This is a genomic window from Neobacillus driksii (assembly GCF_013409995.1).
Lineage (GTDB): Bacteria > Bacillota > Bacilli > Bacillales > Cytobacillaceae > Neobacillus > Neobacillus driksii.
Genome location: NZ_JACCBX010000011.1, coordinates 171,952 through 193,550, shown reverse-complemented (window position 1 = coordinate 193,550; position 21,599 = coordinate 171,952). Strand labels below are relative to the sequence as shown.

The following is a 21,599-nucleotide window of genomic DNA, read 5'->3' as shown; positions in this document are numbered from 1 at the left end:
AGGGATTAGTCCTTAATGCAGGGTCTTGAGGACAAATCACACGAGCCATTAGAAGGATTAGTCCTTAATACAGGGGCTTGAGGACAAATCGCACGAGCCATTAGAAAGATAAGTCCTTAATTTAAGGTATTGTACAAAAAGAACAAAGTTCAGGTGAAATCTATGAAAGAGGAGGCCATTGATATGAAAATCTGGCATCAAAGTCTTACAACGATTGACCGGGTGCCGCAATATCGAGATGCAATTATCAAACATGTTAGCAGAATCGCCCGCCAAGATGTAGAGGTTGTCTTACATGGTATGTCGGAAGAGACATATCCCTCCCATTACCCAGGAATCTTTATTACCCATTCTTACCTTCAAAATCTCCACCGGGAACAGTTCGTACGAGCTGCGCTAACAGCTGAAAAAGCCGGTTACGACGCCATGTTCATCGCAACCATTCCGGATGTTGGACTTTTAGAAGCACGTACGCTTGTAGATATTCCTGTAGTCGGGTATGGGCAAGCCTCCTTCCACATGGCCTCCATGCTTGGAGACCATATTGGAGTCGTAAATTTCTTGGCCCCATTAGCGGATCAGCTCCGTCAGAATGCTGACAAGTACGGTTTAGGTGGTAAACTGGGACCAATCGTTCAGACCGAGGTGGGCTTTGATGATATTATGGCAGGATTTAATGACCCAGAGCCAATCATCGAATCCTTCAAAAAAGCCGCTCAATCAGCTATTGATGATGGAGCCGATATAATCATTCCAGGAGAAGGTCCAATGAATGTCTTTTTAGCTACCCATGGAATTTCTAGAATTGGCGATGTACCAGTGGTCGACTCGTTTGCAGCAGCTATCAAAATGTGTGAGTCACTTGTAGATTTGCGCAAAAACTCTGGTGTTTATATGACACGCAGAGGATTCTACAATGCAAAGCCGACTGTTGAAGCGGTGGAAAGACTACGAGAAATGTATGGACTTATACCTTCTCCTAATCCTAAAGACGATAAAGGACTTTCTGTTAAAGGGATAGGAGTTTAATACGCAAATATTAACAAATTGAGAGGTGAAATTGAAATGCACATCGTTGTCTGCCTTAAACAGGTGCTAGACCCAGAAATTACACCGAAATATTTTAAAATAGACCCCGATACGAATCGTCCTGAAAATAGTGACACTGATTTGGTACTCGACTCGTTTGCAGAGAATGCACTTGAATTAGCAATTCAACTTCGTGACAAGGTTCCTGGAGCTACTGTTACCGCACTTTGTCTCGGAGATGAGGAATCGGAGGAGGTACTGCGCAGGGCACTAGCTTTTACCGCAAATGCAGCAGTAAGAGTGTGGGATGAAGAATGGGAGAATCTAGACGGACAGGCTGTTGGCCATATTCTAGCACAAACCATTAAATCCTTAGGTGGAGCACAACTTGTGCTCACAGGTTACCAAGCAAGTGATATCGAGGAAGGTCTCGTTGGACCTGTTATGGCGGAGGAACTAGGAATTCCTTGCGTGACACTCGTTTCAGAGCTTGAGGTGGAAGAGAATAGTGCAAAGGCGACTGTTGAAGTCGAAGGTGGATATGCGGTAGTCAGTGTTGCAACTCCTGCTGTATTTACCATCATCAGCTCTGAATCAAACGTTCCTAGACTCCCAAAGGTCAAGGATATTAGACTTGCGAGAAGCAAACCTATTACGCTATTAGAATCAGAAGATCTTAATCTTGATCGTGAAAGCTGTCAACCAGGTGTTAAGCTCGAGCGAGCATACGTCCTAAATAGGGAGGTAGCTTGTGAGGTCTTGCCTGGTGATGATGGTGCAGAACTTGCTAGCGAATTAGCTGACAGACTTTTGGCTCTCAAGATTTTATAGGAGGAATTCAACTATGACGAGAATTCTTGTATTTGCAAATCAACAGGGGGATTCCTTGAGTTCAGGGGCCAAGGAAGCACTTGCCTTTGGCAGCCGCTTGGCTAGTTCCACTGGAGGTGAAGTTCGATCTGTCACTCTTGGGCCTTTAGCTGAGGCAGGCGCTAGGGAAGCAATTGCCAACGGGGCAAGTATCGCATACACCATTTCTAACCCTCTGTTAACAGAATATGATGTTGAACTGTTTGTTAATAGCATCCACACTGTTTTCGAGCAGTCTGGATCTGACATCCTTATCCTCTCCTTCGACAAGATTGGTAAGGATTTAGTAGGAAGAATAGCTACGCGTGCTGGTGCCTCAGCTATTACCGAAGTAGTCAACTATTCTGCTAACAGTGACAAAGTAAGCTGGATTCGTCCGATTTACGGAGATAAGGCGTTCGGAGAATACTCCACTACGCGTCCGAAGGTAGTAGTTGGTATTCGTCAAAAGAGCCAGGATGTGATTGTACAGGATGAGACAAGTAAAGGGGAAATCATTGAAGTCGATTATGCCCCTTCGGAAGAGATGATTGTTACCAAGCTGGTTGTTAAAATTCAAGCTGCATTATCGGATATTCGTCTGGAGGATGCTAGAATCATCATCTCAGGAGGCCGTGGCCTAGGTGGACCAGAAGGCTTTACTGAATTACAGGTTCTTGCAAATTTACTTGGAGGTACAGTCGGTGCTTCGCGTGCGGCATGTGATGCCGGGTGGGTTCCTTCAAACCTTCAGGTAGGTCAGACAGGTGCCGTCGTTGCACCAGATCTTTATATTGCAGTTGGAATATCTGGTGCCAGTCAGCATCTTGCTGGTATTACAAACGCCAAGACAGTTGTCGCGATTAACACAGATCCAGAAGCTACTATCTTTAAACGAGCCAATATTGGTGTCGTTGCTGACTACAAAAGTGTTATTCAAGCACTAACAGAAAAACTAAAAAAGGTACTTGTTTAAGCTTTTTCAGCATGAAATAATAAAGACATCCTCAATCCGAAATACGGTGGGGATTTTCTTTTTTAAAGGTGGGATTAAGGATATGGTAGTAAAGCTTGAAGATGTAAACTTACGCCGAGAAGGCAGATTGATTTTAGAAAATGTTAATTGGCAAATTGATAAGCAGGACCATTGGGTACTATTTGGCTTAAATGGATCGGGGAAAACCGCGATATTAAATTTGTTAAATGCTTATTATTTCCCGACTAAAGGTAGGGTTACCGTTCTGGGAATGGAATTTGGAAAGACCTACCTTGGCGAAAAATTACGAAAGCAGATCGGTTTTGTTTCTGCTTCCCTGCAAGAAAAATTTTATCCAAGTGATACTGCTTTTGAAGTTGTGCTAAGTGGTGCATTTGCATCCATCGGTCTTTATGAAACTCCAACAGAGGAAATGAGGATAAAAGCAGTTAATTTAATGGATCAGCTTGGAACAACGAAATATGCAGACCGAAGATATGAAACGCTTTCCCAAGGGGAAAGACAACGTGTCCTCATTGCACGTGCATTAATGGCCGACCCGAAGTTACTTATTTTAGATGAACCAACAAACGGATTGGATTTTATCGCACGAGAGTTGTTATTAGAATCCATCGTAAAAATTGCTAAAAGTTCCACGGCTCCTACAATTATTTATGTGACTCATCATGTGGAAGAAATACTACCTGTTTTCAATAAAACCTTATTACTAAAAGAGGGACAGGTGTCTGGTGCTGGCAAGACAATTGAAATGATTTCAAATGAAAAGCTTACCCAATTTTTCGGACTTCCTGTGCAAGTTAATTGGGAAAATAATCGACCGTTTGTATCTAGATTACAAATGCAGATTTAGCATGTCTTTTTAATATGAATTATTTGAAAATTTCTAAAAGACAGAGTGTTTGCTCTAGAAGGGAATCGTAAAAGTTTCTACTAGATATGTAAGGATATTAAAGTTAATAGGATGGTGAATAAGATGAAGATACTTTCTTACTATGAGAATAAACGTATAAAACTAGGGATTAAAACAGAAGATGGAATTATTGATGTTCAAGCTGTATCTGAGAAAACTGGAATTGCTGCACCAAAAACAATGCTCGGTGTTATTGAAGGTGGGAATGAAGCATTACAAGCGTTAACGAAAATAGTTGCAAATTCCGCTGAGAAATTGAATGAAGAAACTATTCAATTCGCACCTGCAATTCCTAATGCTGGAAAGGTCATATGTGTTGGAGCAAATTACCGTAAACATGCTATAGAGTCCGGTCTTGTTATCCCTGAAAAACCGATATATTTTGCTAAATTTGCCAATAGTCTCTCTGGGCATCGTGAGGAAATTCCGGTGCCAAAAATGGCCGAACAAGTGGATTACGAAGTAGAATTAGTAGCGATAATTGGTAAACAGGCAAAAAATGTTTCTGTTGAAAATGCTTTAGATTATGTGTTTGGTTATGCCGTTGGCAATGATCTGTCTGTACGTGAGCTTCAATTCCGCAGCCATCAATGGCTCTATGGAAAAGCCATCGACGGATTTGCTCCAATCGGTCCTTATATCGTAACTGCAGATGAGGTACCTGATCCACAAAACTTAAACTTAAAGTGCTGGGTGAATGGTGAACTGCGCCAAAATTCAAACACTGAAGATATGATTTTCTCTACTGCTAAGCTGATTAGTGATTTGTCCCAAATTATGACACTTCAGCCAGGTGACGTTATTTATACAGGAACACCAGAGGGCGTTATTATGGGAATGGAAGAGAAAAACTGGTTAAAACCAGGTGATGAGATAGTTTGTGAGATTGATGGTCTTGGAAGCCTGTTGAATAAATTGAAAAAAGAAGACTAACATAGAAATTGAACAGAGTGTACGCTACACCCAATGACTTGTGAAATGGCACAGGTCATTTTCTTTTTCATGGCTGGTCTATATACATAGTGATAAAATGTAGTGGTTATCGGTTATAGTCAACTTGACGGGTAAGGTTAAGGGGGAAGATTGGATGGAAACGGAACAATTAAAAATATTGGATGAAAATAGGAATCCGATAGGCGTTGCTTCTCGTGAAGATGTACATAGACTGGGTTATTGGCACGAAACATTTCATTGTTGGTTTGTTAGGAAAGAACAGGAAAGAGATTATCTCTATTTACAACTCCGTAGTAAAACAAAAAAGGACTACCCAAATCTTCTGGATATTACTGCGGCCGGCCATTTAATGGCTGACGAATCTGTTGAGGATGGTGTAAGAGAGATTAAGGAAGAAGTGGGGATTGATATCCACTTTCAGGATTTAATTCCATTAGGAATCATTGACTATTGTGTAAAGGAAGAAGATTTTATAGATAAAGAATTTGCACACACTTTCCTGTATAAAAGTGAAAAATCCTTTGACGATTTTATCCTTCAAGATGAAGTGGCTGGAATTGTAAAAGTTGATCTTAACGAATTTGCTGAACTTTGGTTTGGCAAAAGTGAAATAATTAAGATAACAGGATTTACAGTAACAGAAGACGGAAATAAAATTTATTTTGAAGAGCATGTAGGAAGGGGAAAATTCGTACCTCATCAAAATAAATTTTACAGAACCGTTCTCGAAAAAATAAAAGAACATATTTAATTTGGATTAGGGGCGTTAATCTAAAAGGATTAACGCTTATAATGTATTCTACGCGAGGATTTAAGATTGCTGCAACGGTTCTACTATTGGGTCACCCTTGATACCAACGTACGTGGCCGTTTTCTCGATAATATTTACGTTATAGGTTGTAACTCCTGCGGCAGCCAGCTCTCTTAGAAAGTCTAAAAAGGGAAGAGCAATGCTGGCGATTGCTTTTAATGCCTGGTTTCTATTAAAATCATTTGAAATGACAAATTGAACTTGAGGGTCTGTTTTTACCTCTGAATGCTCGCCCTTGTATGTGGCTTCACCTGTAGCTACATTAATATCGTACTGAATGACCCCAATTTGAGATAATTCCTCCAAAAATTCACCGAAGCTTGTTTTACCAGTGCTTCTTCTTTCAATAATCTTATGTACCTCTTTTTCCGTTAGATTATCATTCATGTTGGTTCCTCCATCTAAAGTTTCTTCATCATTTTAACCGAAAAGCAAACTCTTATGCCGATACTCGCTTCCAAGTTTATAAAAGAGGCCCAAAAGAAATAGGATTCTTTCGGGCAAGAAGTGTTTTATCTTTTTTAAGACCACCGTTTGATAATGTCTCCAATACTCATCACACCAAGGATGTATAATTAATTATTTATTCTTTCCCACATACCAATTAATAATTCAGCCTTATGTGAAAGGTTTAATCTAGCATTTTCAGAAATGTTACCTGTGTTTCGACTATGGTTAATTTCAGATTGGTATTCCTCAATAAATTTCAATGCTTGGACTACAGAATCTTTTTCCAAGTGGTGCTCTGCTTGTCTGAGTGAATTTTCTAATTTGGGAACTAACGGTCCAGTCAATTCCCCATTGGCCTGATATTCAGACATTGCTTCTTCTAATACTGACAAGACACCAGGTGTTGAAAAGCTTGGAACAGGGACATTTGCCCAATTCGTATCCGAACCAAAGTAGAAGCTTGTATAGGATGGCTGATTATAGGCTGTACTTTGTCTTGCTACTTCAGCACGATATTGAGCGTCGTGCATTAACGTATACAATTTGTGGTTTGTTACCTCAGTACTCGTGTAAATACGAATGGCCGAGCTATCCGCAGTTCTTACTAAAAGTTCTTCTCTCCAGTCTCCAAATATATCTGCAACTAAACTTGGGTTACCTTTTGTACCATTATTGGTTCTAGTATCTGTAGCAGTAAGCACTCTGCCTTTTTTCCAGTCGTCAATGGTAGTGGTTCCATTGCCCGAACCATTCACAATCTGTGTGGTCATATCTGCAGCCCATTTAATATTCATATTTGTTCCTGGAGCAGAAGTAGAAATCCTTTCTCCGGCTGCAGTCCATAGTCCAACGGCCCATGTTTCTAAACCAGGTTTGGATGGATCCACATCTCCGACCATACCGCGTCCAGTATCTTTGCCAGTATATCCGCCATAAATAATTTCACCTGTTTTTGCATCCCGTAATGAATAGCCATATGGAGCCCATGCGGCACCTTCGTGGACCATAAATATTTCCATTCCTGGCCTGCTTGGATCGATATCTGTAACATGCATAGCATCTCCATGCCCAAGTCTGGCAGTCGTGCCAGGTGCTGCGCTTTGTTCAGGCATTTTATCCATTGAACTGTATAATAAAGAGCCATCATCATCAATGGTGGCACTGCCGTAAACGATTTCTTGTTTGCCGTCACCATCAACATCTGCAGCACTCAGGGAATGTGCACCTTGTGTGGTGAGTGTGCCATATTCCGGATCAGTACCGTCTCTGCCATGAGGACCATCATTAAATGGATTGGTCATTGGTGTCCAACCGCTGTCAACAGCCCAATTTTCTTTTAATTCTTTCCCATCCCAGCTATATGTAACGAGATTGGATCTTGTGTAATATCCACGAGCAAACACGGCGTATGGCTTATCACCATCGAGGTAGGCAACATTTGCAAGGTAACGGTCGACACGGTTACCAGGCTCAATTCTAGCCATTGCATAGTCACCCCACATAAGACCATCGTCATGACGTCCTGGTTTGTAATCGATCGTATCCATTTCTTCGCCTGTTTTACCATTAAAGACAGTCAAATATTCTGGCCCTTCTAATATAAAGCCCTCAAATTCTCTTAATTTGTTGTTTCCACTTCTTTTAGGTGCGTAAACATCCATAAAGTAATCGGTTAAGCTTTCGGCATCTTCTTTAGATAAAGGATAGGTATATTGTTTTTCGATACCAAATGCTTCCTCAAGGGTACTTGGCCAGTTTCCTTTGATTACTTCTTCATGCTCACTCCAACCCATAAACATTTTCACAACATGATTATAGTAATCTTCTCGGCTCATCCGGTAATCATCTTGATTACTATATCCAGCGTCAATGTCTTTTTGAGACATCGTAATATATTTTTCAGAGGTAATATTTCCGGCTTTATCGAATTTAATCACCTTTGTACCAGGAGCGGTTTTGAACATAATTTCTGATTTTCCGTCACCATCAAAATCGTAAACTAAGAATTGGGTATAGTGAGCTCCTGAGCGGATATTAACGCCTAGGTCAATTCGATATAGGAGAGTTCCATCAAATTTGTAGCAGTCAATATACGTGTTACCAGTGTAGCCTTTTTGTGAAACATCCTTTGAGTTAGAAGGATCCCACTTAACAAAATACTCATATTGCCCGTCTCCATCAACATCTCCAACACTCATATCGTTTGCCGAATAGGTGTAATTCTCACCTGCAGGAGTCACTCCATCTGCTGGCTTTTGCAGCTTTAAATCAACATATGATTGCTTCCAAGGTGATATAGAAGCACTTTGATCAAACTCCTTTCCGTTTAAGACGGAGCGAACATAATAGCGAGAATCGGAATTACCCTCTTTATCGACGAAGTTGGTGCTGTCTTCAACAGTAGCAATTTGTTTTCCATCACGATAGACATTGAAGTTTACGCCAGTTAATCCAGTTTCAGAGTAACCTTTCACTTCATTAGCTAATAATCTCCAGCTAAGAAATATACCCTGAGATGTTGGAGCCGCAACTAAACCTCTGTCAAGATACTCTAATTGGATTCCTGGGAGATTACTAGTAACATTGTTCTTCTGAAATTCACCAGCAGATACACCAGAAACACCTGATAAAAGCAATGGTATTACAATAGCGGTAGATAGTGCTTTTTTAGACAATAATCTTTTCTTCAAATTTTTCGCCCTCCTGCTTTTTAAGTTTGAATGCGCTTACACAATAATTGTATTTAAAATACTCTGAATACAAAATTTAATTTTCAGTACCTTTATTAAAAAAAACAGTGTTATCAAGTCGGAAAAACGGCGATATATGCCTATTTTCATAGTCTTTATGAACCAACTGATTCCAAATCCGCACTTTTTGACTAGTTAGCAAAATTGTGATAACAACGCAAAAAAATACCATCACGAAAATGAATAGCACAAAAATGTCTAATAGCAATTGAATAAATAACGGTATAACATTTCAGTTAGATTAGGAGGGGGATGATTAAATGAGTAATGAACCAATTAGAATTTTTCTTGCAGCAGACTCAACCGTGCAGGACTATGATGTTAGTGAGAAAAATCAAGGTGGCTGGGGAGAGTTCCTGCATACCTTTTTAAATAAGGATATAAAAGTAGTGAACCGCGCTATTGGTGGTCGGAGCTCGAAAACATTTATTGAGGAAGGGCGATTAGTTGGCATATTAAAAGAAATACAAGCCGGTGATTATTTAATCATACAGATGGGTCATAATGATTCAACAATTAGTAAACCTGAACGTTATACAGAACCTTTTAAGACCTATAAGCAATATTTAAAAATGTATGTTGAGGGAGCAAGAAATAATCAAGCGGTACCGGTTTTAATAACCCCGCCAGCGAGGTTGCACGTAGAAGATGGGAAATTTGTAAATGATTTTCCTGATTATTGTACTGCAATGAAAGAAGTGGCTGCTGAGGAAATGGTCACTTTAATAGATTTAATGGAGAGAAGTTTGAGCCTGCTGGATACCATTGGTTATAAGGAAGCACTAACCTTATTTATGGCATCAGTAAACGAAACAGATTTCACTCATTTTACGAAAAAAGGTGCCTATCAAATGGCAAGTCTAGTTGCGGAAGGGTTAAAAGAAAGCAATCTGCCTATTGCTGGAAAAATCAAATCGGTTTCTGAAAACACTGTTTTTTAATAAATAAAAACTGAATTTTAAATTAAATACTAAAAAAAGTTAAAATATAATTAAACCGTATACACTAGGAATCTATTTTTTTGAAAAATTATCCTTACCACTATTGGATTAAATTTGAGGAGGAAATCATAAATGTATAGACAAGAAATTGAACAGAAAATTGAACTCCTAATTGATAACTTGATTAACCTAAATGACCCAGAGGGGAAATATGCTATACCGCTTGCTGATGGAAGAAAAATTGATAATAAGAGTTTCAACTATTGGGAATGGACCGCAGGGGTTGGCCTTTATGGAATGATGAAATATTATAAATTAACCAAAAAAGAAGAAGTATTAAATATTATTGTTAAGTGGTTTGATGATCAATTCAAAGAACTTCCAGTTGAAAAGAACGTTAACACGATGGTACAAATGTTAACGCTTGCATATTTGTATGAAGAAACAGGCAATCCAACCTACCTTCCGTATTTAGAAACCTGGGGTGATTGGCTGTACCATGATATGCCCAGAACAAAGGATGGCGGAATTCAGCATGTTGTTTTTGGTAATGAAAATCCCCAGCAATTATGGGACGACACCTTAATGATGAGTGTTTTGCCATTAACGAAAATTGGTTTATTGCTAAATAAACCGGAATATATCGAAGAAGCAAAAAAGCAATTTTTAATACATATTAAATATTTGTTTGATAAGAAAACTGGCCTTTGGTTCCACGGCTGGACGTTTGAGGGAAATCACAACTTTGCAGAAGCACTATGGGGACGTGGGAACTCATGGGTAACCATTGCAATTCCCGAATTCCTGGATTTAGTTAAATTAAGTGAAAAAGATCCAGTTCGTCAAATCTTAATCGACACCTTAGAAAGACAATTAGAAGCACTCGAAACTTGTCAAAATGAAAACGGTTTGTGGCATACACTTCTGCTCGATCCTACTTCTTATGTTGAGGCATCCTGCACAGCTGGTTTTGCTTTTGGAACATTAAGATCAGTCCGTAAACGCTATGTCGGAAAGAAATACAGTGATATGGGATTAAAAGCTATAAAGGCAGTTATTGAGAATATCGATGAAACCGGTGAATTGCAGCATGTTTCAGCTGGTACGGCTATGGGAGAAACGCAAGAATTTTACAAGCAAATTCCTGTTACTGCCATGCCGTACGGACAATCAATGGCAATCCTTGCATTAGTAGAATACCTGCATCACAGAATCTAAAAAAACTTAGGTGGGATGAAAATGTTAAACATAGGAATTAGAGCCCATGATATTGAAAACCTGCCATTAGAAGAGTTAGTACAAGAAGTAGCTGGAAAAGGACTTACATCCGTTCAGTTGGCTTTAAGTAAATCCTTAGATGGTGTGAATACGGAATTAGGCAGCTTGAGCCCAGGTTTTGCGCGTTATGTAGCTAGTGCATTCTCAAAGTATAATGTACAAATCGCCGTATTAGGCTGCTACTTTAATATGATTCATCCCGATTTAGTTCAGAGAAGAAAAGGGATCGAGCGCTTTAAAGAGCATGTCCGCTTTGCCAGAGATTTCGGCTGCAGTATTGTGGCGACTGAAACTGGAAATGTAAATCCGGAAATTTTCTATACCGAGGAAAACTTCAAGGAAGAACCTTTTTTAGAAGTAGTTTCCAGTGTCTCTGAACTTGTTAAGGAAGCAGAAAAGTTTGGAGTTATTGTGGGGATAGAAGCAGGTGTAAACCATCCAATTTATTCACCGAAAGCAATGAAGAGACTCTTAGATTCAATCAATTCTAAGAATCTACAAGTGATTCTCGACCCGGTTAATCTATTAACGATTGAAACCTACCAAAATCAAGAAGAAATTTTTCAAGAAGCAATGGATTTATTTGGTGAGAGAGTCGTTATCCTGCATGCAAAAGACTTTATCATTGAGAATAACCAGTTAGTCCCAACAGCAGTAGGCAAGGGACTACTAAACTATAAGTATATTATAGAAGAAATAAAAAAGAAAAAACCTTTTATAAACATCCTACTAGAAGAAACTAAAGAACCATTCATAGACCAAAGCATCGCATTCCTAAGGGAAAAATAAAAGCATTACTGCCCATTATTGTTATTTAACTATAATGGGAGTTTTCTTTTAAACCAAATTTTAAATTCAAATAGGAGGAAAGACTATGAATAGAATCGTAGTTTGCGGACTTAGTAACCGAGCATTAGGAATGTTTATTCAATCAATCGTTCATCAATTTGGTTCAACTAACCAAGTTGTTGGAGTACTTGATTCCGATCCGCGAAGAATAGAAATTTGCAAGGAGAGTTTTTCTGAATTAAAATCGATTCCCTCTTACAATCCAAATCAATTCCAACAAATGATTGATGAAACAAATCCAGATACAGTCATTGTTACCAGCAGAGACGATACCCATATTGATTACATATTACAAGGCTTAGAGAATAACTTAACCGTTATTACCGAAAAGCCTATGGTGACAAAAGCTGAAGATGCTAGAAGAGTAATGGAAGCAGAAAAAGAAAGTAAGGGAAAAGTAATTGTCGCTTTTAACTATCGTTACAATCCGTTTCATCGAAAAATAAAGGAACTTATTTTAGAAGGAAAAATCGGCAGAGTCACTTCCGTTGACCTAAATTGGTATATTGATACCTATCATGGGGCGAGCTATTTTAAAAGATGGAACCGAAACCGAAATTTTTCAGGCGGCTTATCCATTCATAAATCCACACACCATTTTGACCTAGTAAATTGGTGGCTTGATCAGAATCCAGAAGAAGTGTTTGCATACGGTGCATTAAATTATTTCGGTAAAGACGGAGAATTCAATCCAAGCCCAACAGACAACCGATATTGTAGTACCTGTGAAGAGAAACTCTCGTGTGAATACTATATGCGCTGGTCAAACCGCCGAAATAATATGGCTGTTAAAGACGATCATATTAAAGCAGATAGCATTGAAAAGTCGGCACAAAATTATACCCATTATCGTCCAGATTCCTGTATCTTTGATCACGAAATCGAAATCGAAGATACCTATGTTGCCACCGTGAAGTATGATAAAGGAGCATTTTTAAGCTATTCCGTAAATTTCTCACTTCCATATGAAGGTTACCGTTTAGCGATTAACGGAACGAAAGGAAGAATTGAAACGACTGAGTTCCATGAACCAAGCCGGATTCCATTCTCCGTTCCAGAACAAACGATTGAATTCTACCCATTATTTGGCGGAGCAAAAGAGATTATTCATGTGCTCCAAACGGGAGGAGGTCACGGCGGCGGAGACCCTGTTTTATTGGAAGACCTTTTCTTAGGCGTCGATCAAAATCGCCCATATCCTATTTTAGCGGGTGCAGAGGCAGGAGCATACTCCATTGCAGTTGGTGAGGGTGTATGGCGATCTGTTAAAGAAAATAAGCCAAAGAAAATAAATGATTTATTAAAAAGTGAAGTTGACCTTTCTTTGCCAAAGGCTGTTTTCTAGAGTATTTGGTTACCGGAGAACTCGAAAAATCAAGGGAGCGGGAATCAGGGATGTTTTGGTTACCGGTGACCTCGAAATATCAAGGGAGCGGGAATCAAAGAGATGTTTTGGTTACCGTTGAACCTAAATAATTAAGGTAGAGGGAACCAAAGAAGCATTTTGGTTACTGTTGAACCTGGAAAATCAAGGTAGAGGGAATCAAAGAGGTGTTTTGGTTACCGGTGAACCCAAAAAGTCAAGGTAGCGGGAACCAAAAGGTGGTCCTTTGTAACTTTTTACCAAATAAAGGAGGATATGTATGCTGCAGTTAGTACTTGAGCAAAACAAGGTATCCCAGGCAATTGATCGGGTTGTTGAAAGAACATTTAATATGGATTTTAGTTGGGATTGGCCGGGAGGAGTTGCTTTTTATGGTATTGCTGAAGCATATGAAGCAACCGGTGAAGAGCAATATCTTCAAGGAATTAAGGAATGGGTTGATGCAGAATTAGAGGATGGACTGCCAAAGTTAACGGTTAATGCTTCCTCGATCGGGCACGTTCTATTAACTCTATACAAAGCGACCAATGATGAAAAGTATTTAGACACAGCAATAAAAATGGCAGATTATCTGCTGAATGATGCCGAGCGCTTTGCTGATGGGGTCTTGCAGCATACAGTAAATGGCACAAAATATCAATTCCCTGAACAGGCATGGGTAGACACCATGTTTATGGCTGGATATTTCCTTTTAAGAATCGGCAATCTGTTAGACAGGGAAGATTATTTCAATTTTGGACTAAAGCAATACCATGGTCATGAAAATTTTCTTCAGGATGATCGGACAAACCTGTATTATCATGGCTGGGATAACTTGGCGCAAAATCATATGTCAGGTATTTTCTGGGCGAGGGGAAACAGCTGGGCTGCTTATACAATGGCTAGGGCACTTGAACTTATTGAAGTGCAGCATCCGTCCTTTATGGTAATACAAGGCTCGCTGCGTGACCAGTTAAGCGCACTAGTAAGATTACAATCAGATTCTGGACTTTGGCATACAATCTTAGATGATCCAGATTCTTATTTAGAAACCTCTGGTTCTGCAGGAATTGCGGCAGCATTGTTAACCACTGGAAAACTATACAATAAATATACTCAAAAAGCTCTTGGAGCCATTCTCACCCAAATCAGAGAAGATGGTTCTGTTATGGGTGTTTCAGCTGGAACGGCGGTTATGTATGATGCAGATGGGTACAAAAATGTCCCTTATAAACGGGTACAAGGATGGGGACAAGGGTTAGCACTTGCCTTTTTATCACTATTATTAAAAAGGGAAAAAAGACAAGAGTAAAGATAACCTGTGGGATAGCTGGATGTTCCACAGGTTATTTTTTCAGATAGAACAACTTAAAGGAACGAAGAAATAGATTCCTAGAAATCATTTAATAGGAGGAATAATGTTGAGGCATTCCAATGTAGTAATCAATGGTGATTCCACCATTTCCCTGCCAGAAAATTGCAGCATGCCAGTCAGACATGCAGTCGATATGATTGTGAGAGATCATAAAAAGGTATTTGGGAAAATCCCAAACCTCATTTCATCAAATAAAGAGACCGCAGATATTGTGGTACGATATGCCTCAAATCATGAGGAATGTCCTGAAAGACCAGAAGCCTATGGCTTTCGCATCATTGAAAATACCAAAAAACCTTCTTTTCACATCGTAGGCTATGACGATTTAGGAATTATATATGGATTGCTGCATTATAGCCATCAATATCTAGGAGTGGATCCTTTTTGGTTCTGGGCTGAATTACCAATAAAACAACGTTCTGAGATACATATACCAGTTATAGTATTCAATTCCCCGGAAAAAAAGGTGAAATACCGCGGCTGGTTTGTGAATGATGAGGTTTGCCTAATCGGCTGGAAGAAAGAATACCCGCCCACTAAAGAGATATGGTATCCCGTTTTTGAAACATTATTACGCTGCGGCGGGAATATGGTAATCCCTGGCACTGACCTCCCAAAAGATGGTATCCATGCAGAGTTAGCAGCAGAAATGGGCTTATGGGTGACGCACCATCACGCTGAACCGTTAGGAGCAGAGATGTTTTTACGTGCCTTTCCAGGTAAGAAACCCAGCTACAAACAAAATCCAGCGTTATTTGAGACTTTATGGCAAGAGGCCATTGAGAAGCAAAAGGATGAGAAAATTGTCTGGGTCCTTTCCTTTCGCGGACAAGGGGATGCTCCTTTTTGGCATTACGATCCGGAATTTGATACCCCTGAAAAGAGAGGTGCGATGATTTCAAAGGTTGTGCAGAGGCAGTATGAAATGATTAGTCAATCAGTAGATAACCCTGTCTATTCCATGGCCTTGTATGGAGAAATATCTGAATTATACAAAGCTGGGCATGTAAAGGTGCCTGAAGGGGTTATTAAAATATGGGCTGATAATGGGTATGGCAAAATGGTAAGCCGAAGACAGGGAAATGAAAATTACCGAATCCCTTCACTGCCAGCAACCAATGACGCAGGAGAGCATGGACTTTATTATCATATAACCTTCCATGACCTCCAGGCTTCGAATCATTTGACGATGTTTCCCTCTCCGCCGGAATTGATCAAAGAGGAGCTTGAAAAGGCATTTGATGCCGGTGCTGTATCCTACTTGCTGCTCAACAGCGGTAATATCCGCATGCATCTTTACCCGCTGGATATTGTGAGTGAATTATGGAATAACGGCACGATAAATATTGAGGAACATTTGCAATCGTATAGTAAGCGTTTATATACAACAAAACACAAAGAAATTGCAGAGCTGTACAAAAGCTATTTTGAACAAACAATACCCTATGGCCCCCATCCAGATGACAAAGCAGGGGACGAATTTTATCACCATCCAGCAAGAAAAATTATTGGACATTGGCTTCAAGGAAAAACAGATATTCCAATGGAAAGACTCTACTGGGCGACAGGTGAAATCTCTTTTACCGAACAAGTGAAATGGTTCATGGAAAAATGTGAGCAGGGATTAGCAGGCTGGGAAGAGTTTTTAAAACAGTGTCGTCAGATTTCTTTGCTGCTGCCTGAAGAAGATAAGCAGCGCTTCGATGATCAACTTCTGCTGCAAGCGGAATTACATGCCTTCGGCTGTAATGGTTTTATCTCTCTATGTAAAGCTTATATTTCTTTTACAAAAAAAGAATATCCACTTGCATTTGTCCATGCCTCAGAATCGATTAACTCTTACAGGGAATGTAAACAAGCTTTAAGACGTGCAGAGCATGGAAAGTGGGAAAATTTTTATTATGCAGATTGGTTAACAAACATAGACAGTACCATTTATTCATTGGAAGCACTGCGTAAATTTCTAAGAATGCAAGGCGACAGTCCTGATTTCTTTTTATGGTACAAAGAGTACCTCATGCCGGAAACAGAAAAATATATTTATTTGGAGAATACCCACCGTAACCCTTTGTCTGACGATGAACTTGGAAAAAGATTAGCTGAAAAATTCCTTCAGTGATAGGGGATGGTCGCTATTTATACAAAAAAGTGCAACCTTACAAGAATGTCTAAAGTGTAAGAACAATAGAATCAAAAAATGACGATTGCTGAAAATTACAGGGTACATTACCCTACTGTTACAGTTACACTTTAGGAGGGATTGTACAACTAGGTCCAATAACGGCACAAAAGGGAATCCATGCCTACAGGCTGATATTTTTGGCGATTGGCGGGAAGAAGTGATTTGGCGGACAAGATGATAGTACAGCACTAAGGATCTATACTACGACGGATATAACCGATCATCGTATTTATACACTTATGCTGACCCTACTTACAGATTAGGTATTGTCTGGCAGAATGTTGCGTATAATCAGCCGCCGCATCCTGGTTTCTTCCTTGGACATAACATGGAAAAACCGCCGACACCGAAAATCTATGAAGTGAAACAAGAACTTGACCAAGAAAATCAAAACCAACCTAATAAACTATATTTATAAGGGAGTGTATAATCATTGATTAATATCTTCTTAGCAGGTGACTCTACTGTGGCAAGCTGTCCGCGGTATGAGGCACCGATGGCAGGCTGGGGGCAAATGTTTCAATCTTTTTTTACCGAAGAAGTTAAGGTTCACAACTTTGCAAAAGGTGGAGCAAGTACCAATACCTTTATGGAACAAGGATATTTAGATACCATCCTTGCATTTATTCAACCTAACGATTATCTGTTTATCCAATTTGGCCATAACGATCAAAAGTCTTTTGGCACCCAGCCCTATACAACCTATCAGGCAAATTTGACGGAATATGTTAATGGGGCGAGGAAGAAAGGGGCTACCCCCATTTTAGTTACTTCTGTTCACCGGAGAAATTTTGATGAAGAGGGTCGGTTAGTCAATACACTTGGAGACTATCCAAGCGCTATGATACAGCTTGCTGAGAGAATGGACGTCCAGCTAATTAATCTTTGGGAAAAAACAGAAAAGCTTTATCAATCATTGGGTCCGGAGGGTTCAAAACAATTGTTTACTATGTTTGAAGCAAATGAACATCCAAATTACCCAGATGGGATAGAGGATAATACGCACTTTTGCGAACACGGAGCAAGGGAAATCGGAAAGCTAGTAATAGAAGGAATAAAAGAATTACAATTACCCATTGTCCCGTTTATTAAGGGATCGTTTAATAGACAATCAAACAATTAGAGGTGAAAGTAGCATGGGCAAAAAATTATATCATGGTGCGGCATATTACCCGGAGCTATGGGATGAAAGAGTAATAGAAGAAGATATAATAGAAATGAAAAAGACTGGTATCAATGTCGTCAGAATCGGTGAATTTGCCTGGGCATCCATGGAGCCTGAAGAAGGCAAATTTGATCTCAGCTTTTTTAAGAATATTATTAACAAGCTTTATGAAAATGGTATCGAAACCGTTATGTGTACACCAACCCCTACACCACCTATCTGGTACTCCCACGGTCATCCCGAGCGGATGTATGTGGATAGTGATGGGAAAGTAATGGGGCATGGTTCAAGGCAGCATGCCTGTACGAACCATCCTTATTTTAGGGGAAGAGCAGCACTGATTACAGAAAATATTGCAAAAGCAGTAGGAAGTTTACCCGGTGTAATTGGGTGGCAGCTTGATAATGAATTCAAATGTCATGTTAGTGAATGTATGTGTAATACCTGTAAAGGACTATGGCATCTTTGGTTAAAGGAGCGCTATGAGACAGTAGAAAATCTAAATGAAGCATGGGGAACAAAAATTTGGAGCGAATATTATCATAGCTTTGATCAGGTACCACAGCCAGGACCAGCACCATTTTTACACAATTCATCGCTGCATACCATGTACCAATTATTTTCAATGGAGAAAATTGCAGAGTTTTCTGATGGACAGGCTGAGATCATCAGAAAATATTCAAGTGCACCCATTACGCATAATAGCTCTGTTTTTTTCAGTGTAGATAACGAAAGAATCTTTAAAAACCTTGATTTTGCTTCATTTGATACATATGCAACCATTGAAAATTTCCCAGCTTACTTAATCAACAGTGATTTGTGGAGAAACTTTAAAAAGGACAGAGGTTTCTGGGTAATGGAAACAAGTCCATCCTATGCTGCATCGCTGGCAAGCTATGCAGCACCACATCCTAATGGTTATTTAAAGGTTGAGGCAGCAGCGGCATACGCATTAGGAGCGGAAGCTTTTTGTTATTGGCTCTGGAGGCAGCAGCGTGCCGGATGTGAACAGCCGCATGGCAGCGTTTTGAGTGCTTGGGGGAAACCAACTGTTGGCTATGAAAGTGTGTTAGAAGTGGCAGATTTGAAAAATGAAATTGAACCAATCATTTTATCGACATCACCGAGTCAGGCAGAAGTGGCCATCACGTACTCTGATCGTGGAAAAGCATTCTTAAAAACAGAATCACATCGTAATTTAAATCATCGCAGTTTGGTAACTGATTTTTACAAACGGATTTTAAACATGGGTATCCATCGTGATGTGATTCCTGAAGGTGCAGACCTAGAGGGCTATAAGGTATTATTTACGCCATTTATCCACTATTTATCATCAGAATATATTGCCAGGGCGCGGGAGTTTGTTGAAAAGGGCGGAATTTGGATTGTTGGTCCACTAACAGGGGGACGAACAGAAAATCATACCGTCCATACCGACTGTGCATTAGGAGAACTTGAAAAAACAGCAGGTGTTGAAGTCCTATATACATTCCCTATGGATGATTCCGGAACTGTAGGACGTGCATTTGATATCTCTGCACCATTAGGAATGTGGAGTTCAGTATTTGAGGCGAATTCCGATACTTCTGTAGGTGTGATAGAAGAGGGTCTTGCTAAAGGGAAATCATTTATAACAGAGCATAAGCTTGGTGGAGGAAAAATTGTAATGCTTGGGTCTATGCCAATCGGTGAGAGCGGTGATTTGCTGCTGCAAAAACTAGTCCATTACTATTCTGAGGAAGCCAATGTTACATTAAGAAGTGATGTAACCCAAGGGACGATTGTTGCACCGCGTCAGGGAGAAGACTTTACCGTTTGGTTCGTCATCAATATGGACGGAAATGGCGGAAGTGTTACTCTTCCACAGCAAGGAGTAGATCTACAGAGTAATACGGTTATTGAAGCAGGCAAGCTTGAGATTGGTAAATTTGAATATAGAATAATTCAATTCAAACAAATGTAATGGTAATGGGAGGAAATAGATATGATTCGAAAGGCATCTGTAATGAAAGTGTTTGAAGGCTGTCATGATGAATATAAAAAACGCCATGATGAATTATGGCCGGAAATGGAAGTTGAATTAAAGAACCATGGCGCACATCATTATTCGATTTTCTTAGATTCTAAGACAAATAACTTATTTGCCTATGTAGAGATTGAGAGTGAAGAAAAGTGGAATGCGATGTCGCAGACAGAAATTTGTCAGAAATGGTGGGCCTATATGAAGGATATCATGGAAACAAATGAGGATAACAGCCCCGTTTCAACAGAATTAAAGCAAGTATTTTATTTGGAGTAGGAAAAGGTATATAGTCTATGAACTAGACGTGAATAATGGCCATCATCTGTAAGTTCAGGTGATGGTCTTTTTTTATAGAATAATTCAATTGTTGAAAAAGGCTGTAAGCAAAAATGTATTATTGATGGAAATAAAGAACGAATTTAAGGTAGGTAATAGATAAATCATTATTTAATAGAAATGAGGAGTAGTAGATGGGAAAAGGGAAAAAATGGCCAGCTGAGTTTAATGAATTTACTGATCCAATTTCAGGTGCAAGGATTACACAATTAACCGAGTATCTCGCACATAGCTTTCATTTGTATTTTACAAATGATGGATGGTATGACAATGGAACAAAATTATTAATTTGTTCAGATCGGGACAATGCTTCAAATCTCTATAGTTTGGATCTAACAAATGGCGAATTAACACAACTAACAGATCTTGACCCAAAAACGCCTAAGGGAATTCAAGGAACCTATATTAATCCCGCTAAAAACGAAGCTTACTTTACATTAGCAAATAGTATTACAGCTATTAATCTAGATACTCTGGAAGAAAGAATTATTTTCAATCTGCCAGAAGGTTATAACTTTAGCAATCTTAGTTGTACGGCAGATGGAAAGCATTTATGCTTTGGCCTTTCAGAGGATTTATCTAAAACTATTCAAAGTAATCTTTCGGGTGGGTATGTAGGCTTTGAGGAAACGGAAGCAGCACGGCCGCATTGCCAGATTTGTCTGCTAACCTTTGAGACAGGGGAAACTAATGTGATTCATGAAGAAAAACGCTGGATTGGCCATGTGAATGCATCACCAACACAGCCTCATCTGATTACATTCTGCCATGAAGGTCCGTGGGAAAAGGTGGATCATCGAATTTGGGCAATGAATATCGACACTGGGGAGGTTTGGAAGATACGAGAAGGAGAACCAAACCAGTTTGCCGGTCACGAATATTGGCATCGTGATGGTCTTCATATTGGCTATCACGGATTTACTGAATCACTAGATCGGAAAGATGGTAAATTTCTCGGTTACACAAAATTTGATAATTCCGAGACGCAGGAGTTTGAATTTCCCTATCAAAATATGCACATTCACTCGAATGATTCAGAGTTAATTGTGGGGGACGGACAGCAGTCTAGCGCCTACCATGGTGAGAGGTATCAGGATTGTATTTTCTTGTGGAAGAAAACATGCGATGGAATCGATGGGCCGCGGATTTTATGTAAGCACCGAGGAAGTTTCCAGGTACAACAGCTCCATGTACATCCACGTTTGAGCCATGACGGTAATCAAGTGTTGTTCACCTCCGATCGTAATGGATACGGAAACATATACTTGGTCGACGTTCCTGAATTTGAAAGTCTGCCACAACTAATAGATGGAAAGTTATTGAAAGAATAGGAGGAT

The 21,599-nt window shown here is 39.6% G+C and carries 18 protein-coding genes and 1 pseudogene; 17 read left to right on the top strand and 2 right to left on the bottom strand.

The annotated features are described in order from the left end of the window. Positions 1 to 183 precede the first annotated feature (183 nt). The 6 genes from F4694_RS23215 (at position 184) to F4694_RS23190 (ending at position 5,490) form a co-directional block, all read left to right on the top strand. A complete protein-coding gene (locus F4694_RS23215) occupies positions 184 to 1,029 on the top strand; it encodes an aspartate/glutamate racemase family protein (protein WP_179602282.1) in 846 nt (281 codons plus the stop codon). 36 nt (positions 1,030 to 1,065) lie between these two features. Then, entirely contained in the window at positions 1,066 to 1,860 is a 795-nt protein-coding gene (locus F4694_RS23210; protein ID WP_179602281.1) for an electron transfer flavoprotein subunit beta/FixA family protein, read from the top strand. Positions 1,861 to 1,873: 13 nt separating this feature from the next. Further along, positions 1,874 to 2,854, top strand: a complete 981-nt coding sequence (locus tag F4694_RS23205) for an electron transfer flavoprotein subunit alpha/FixB family protein (RefSeq protein WP_179602280.1) — start codon at positions 1,874 to 1,876, stop codon at positions 2,852 to 2,854. An 82-nt stretch (positions 2,855 to 2,936) separates the two neighbouring features. Further along, on the top strand, positions 2,937 to 3,725 hold the full coding sequence (locus F4694_RS23200; RefSeq protein WP_179602279.1) for an ABC transporter ATP-binding protein: 789 nt from the start codon (positions 2,937 to 2,939) through the stop codon (positions 3,723 to 3,725). A gap of 123 nt (positions 3,726 to 3,848) precedes the next feature. After that, entirely contained in the window at positions 3,849 to 4,718 is an 870-nt protein-coding gene (locus F4694_RS23195) for a fumarylacetoacetate hydrolase family protein (RefSeq protein WP_179602278.1), read from the top strand. A 154-nt stretch (positions 4,719 to 4,872) separates the two neighbouring features. Continuing rightward, the gene (locus F4694_RS23190; protein WP_179602277.1) at positions 4,873 to 5,490 is read left to right on the top strand and encodes an NUDIX hydrolase; all 618 of its coding nucleotides are present in this window, start codon (positions 4,873 to 4,875) and stop codon (positions 5,488 to 5,490) included. Positions 5,491 to 5,550: 60 nt separating this feature from the next. Here F4694_RS23190 and F4694_RS23185 read toward each other — a convergent pair whose 3' ends face one another. Together F4694_RS23185 and F4694_RS23180 are read right to left on the bottom strand one after the other, a co-directional pair. Then, the gene (locus F4694_RS23185) at positions 5,551 to 5,937 is read right to left on the bottom strand and encodes a DUF1398 family protein (RefSeq protein ID WP_179602276.1); all 387 of its coding nucleotides are present in this window, start codon (positions 5,935 to 5,937) and stop codon (positions 5,551 to 5,553) included. Between the two features lie 188 nt (positions 5,938 to 6,125). Then, positions 6,126 to 8,690: a rhamnogalacturonan lyase gene (locus F4694_RS23180; protein WP_218895804.1), complete on the bottom strand. Its 2,565-nt coding sequence runs from the start codon at positions 8,688 to 8,690 to the stop codon at positions 6,126 to 6,128. A gap of 320 nt (positions 8,691 to 9,010) precedes the next feature. Here F4694_RS23180 and F4694_RS23175 point away from each other — a divergent pair, with 320 nt between their 5' ends. The 11 genes and pseudogenes from F4694_RS23175 (at position 9,011) to F4694_RS23125 (ending at position 21,593) form a co-directional block, all read left to right on the top strand. Continuing rightward, positions 9,011 to 9,691: a rhamnogalacturonan acetylesterase gene (locus F4694_RS23175; protein ID WP_179602275.1), complete on the top strand. Its 681-nt coding sequence runs from the start codon at positions 9,011 to 9,013 to the stop codon at positions 9,689 to 9,691. A 132-nt stretch (positions 9,692 to 9,823) separates the two neighbouring features. Next, positions 9,824 to 10,909, top strand: a complete 1,086-nt coding sequence (bglB, locus tag F4694_RS23170) for a beta-galactosidase BglB (protein WP_179602274.1) — start codon at positions 9,824 to 9,826, stop codon at positions 10,907 to 10,909. Positions 10,910 to 10,930: 21 nt separating this feature from the next. Further along, positions 10,931 to 11,758, top strand: coding sequence for a sugar phosphate isomerase/epimerase family protein (locus F4694_RS23165; RefSeq protein WP_306458517.1), 828 nt, complete (start codon positions 10,931 to 10,933; stop codon positions 11,756 to 11,758). 85 nt (positions 11,759 to 11,843) lie between these two features. Beyond that, positions 11,844 to 13,163, top strand: coding sequence for a Gfo/Idh/MocA family protein (locus F4694_RS23160; RefSeq protein WP_179602272.1), 1,320 nt, complete (start codon positions 11,844 to 11,846; stop codon positions 13,161 to 13,163). Between the two features lie 298 nt (positions 13,164 to 13,461). Then, a complete protein-coding gene (locus F4694_RS23155) occupies positions 13,462 to 14,493 on the top strand; it encodes a glycoside hydrolase family 88/105 protein (protein WP_179602271.1) in 1,032 nt (343 codons plus the stop codon). Between the two features lie 172 nt (positions 14,494 to 14,665). Next, positions 14,666 to 16,675, top strand: coding sequence for a glycosyl hydrolase 115 family protein (locus F4694_RS23150; protein WP_257029364.1), 2,010 nt, complete (start codon positions 14,666 to 14,668; stop codon positions 16,673 to 16,675). Positions 16,676 to 16,760: 85 nt separating this feature from the next. After that, a pseudogene (locus F4694_RS23145) lies at positions 16,761 to 17,156 on the top strand (rhamnogalacturonan lyase family protein). 15 nt (positions 17,157 to 17,171) lie between these two features. Further along, complete coding sequence (locus tag F4694_RS23140) at positions 17,172 to 17,861, top strand: rhamnogalacturonan acetylesterase (RefSeq protein ID WP_179602269.1); 690 nt, start codon at positions 17,172 to 17,174, stop codon at positions 17,859 to 17,861. Between the two features lie 13 nt (positions 17,862 to 17,874). After that, positions 17,875 to 19,866: a beta-galactosidase gene (locus F4694_RS23135; protein WP_179602268.1), complete on the top strand. Its 1,992-nt coding sequence runs from the start codon at positions 17,875 to 17,877 to the stop codon at positions 19,864 to 19,866. A 21-nt stretch (positions 19,867 to 19,887) separates the two neighbouring features. Further along, positions 19,888 to 20,202, top strand: a complete 315-nt coding sequence (rhaM, locus tag F4694_RS23130) for an L-rhamnose mutarotase (RefSeq protein ID WP_179602267.1) — start codon at positions 19,888 to 19,890, stop codon at positions 20,200 to 20,202. Between the two features lie 194 nt (positions 20,203 to 20,396). After that, positions 20,397 to 21,593 (top strand): oligogalacturonate lyase family protein, encoded by a 1,197-nt coding sequence (locus tag F4694_RS23125; protein WP_179602266.1) that lies wholly within the window; start codon positions 20,397 to 20,399, stop codon positions 21,591 to 21,593. Positions 21,594 to 21,599 lie beyond the last annotated feature (6 nt).

Coding starts and splice junctions, on each gene's coding strand:
- rhaM (WP_179602267.1), top strand. CDS start 19,888: ATGATTCGAAAGGCATCTGTAATGAAAGTGTTTGAAGGCTGTCATGAT.
- F4694_RS23175 (WP_179602275.1), top strand. CDS start 9,011: ATGAGTAATGAACCAATTAGAATTTTTCTTGCAGCAGACTCAACCGTG.
- F4694_RS23160 (WP_179602272.1), top strand. CDS start 11,844: ATGAATAGAATCGTAGTTTGCGGACTTAGTAACCGAGCATTAGGAATG.
- F4694_RS23190 (WP_179602277.1), top strand. CDS start 4,873: ATGGAAACGGAACAATTAAAAATATTGGATGAAAATAGGAATCCGATA.
- F4694_RS23195 (WP_179602278.1), top strand. CDS start 3,849: ATGAAGATACTTTCTTACTATGAGAATAAACGTATAAAACTAGGGATT.
- F4694_RS23205 (WP_179602280.1), top strand. CDS start 1,874: ATGACGAGAATTCTTGTATTTGCAAATCAACAGGGGGATTCCTTGAGT.
- F4694_RS23200 (WP_179602279.1), top strand. CDS start 2,937: ATGGTAGTAAAGCTTGAAGATGTAAACTTACGCCGAGAAGGCAGATTG.
- bglB (WP_179602274.1), top strand. CDS start 9,824: ATGTATAGACAAGAAATTGAACAGAAAATTGAACTCCTAATTGATAAC.
- F4694_RS23185 (WP_179602276.1), bottom strand. CDS start 5,937: ATGAATGATAATCTAACGGAAAAAGAGGTACATAAGATTATTGAAAGA.
- F4694_RS23150 (WP_257029364.1), top strand. CDS start 14,666: ATGCCAGTCAGACATGCAGTCGATATGATTGTGAGAGATCATAAAAAG.
- F4694_RS23135 (WP_179602268.1), top strand. CDS start 17,875: ATGGGCAAAAAATTATATCATGGTGCGGCATATTACCCGGAGCTATGG.
- F4694_RS23165 (WP_306458517.1), top strand. CDS start 10,931: ATGTTAAACATAGGAATTAGAGCCCATGATATTGAAAACCTGCCATTA.
- F4694_RS23125 (WP_179602266.1), top strand. CDS start 20,397: ATGGGAAAAGGGAAAAAATGGCCAGCTGAGTTTAATGAATTTACTGAT.
- F4694_RS23215 (WP_179602282.1), top strand. CDS start 184: ATGAAAATCTGGCATCAAAGTCTTACAACGATTGACCGGGTGCCGCAA.
- F4694_RS23155 (WP_179602271.1), top strand. CDS start 13,462: ATGCTGCAGTTAGTACTTGAGCAAAACAAGGTATCCCAGGCAATTGAT.
- F4694_RS23210 (WP_179602281.1), top strand. CDS start 1,066: ATGCACATCGTTGTCTGCCTTAAACAGGTGCTAGACCCAGAAATTACA.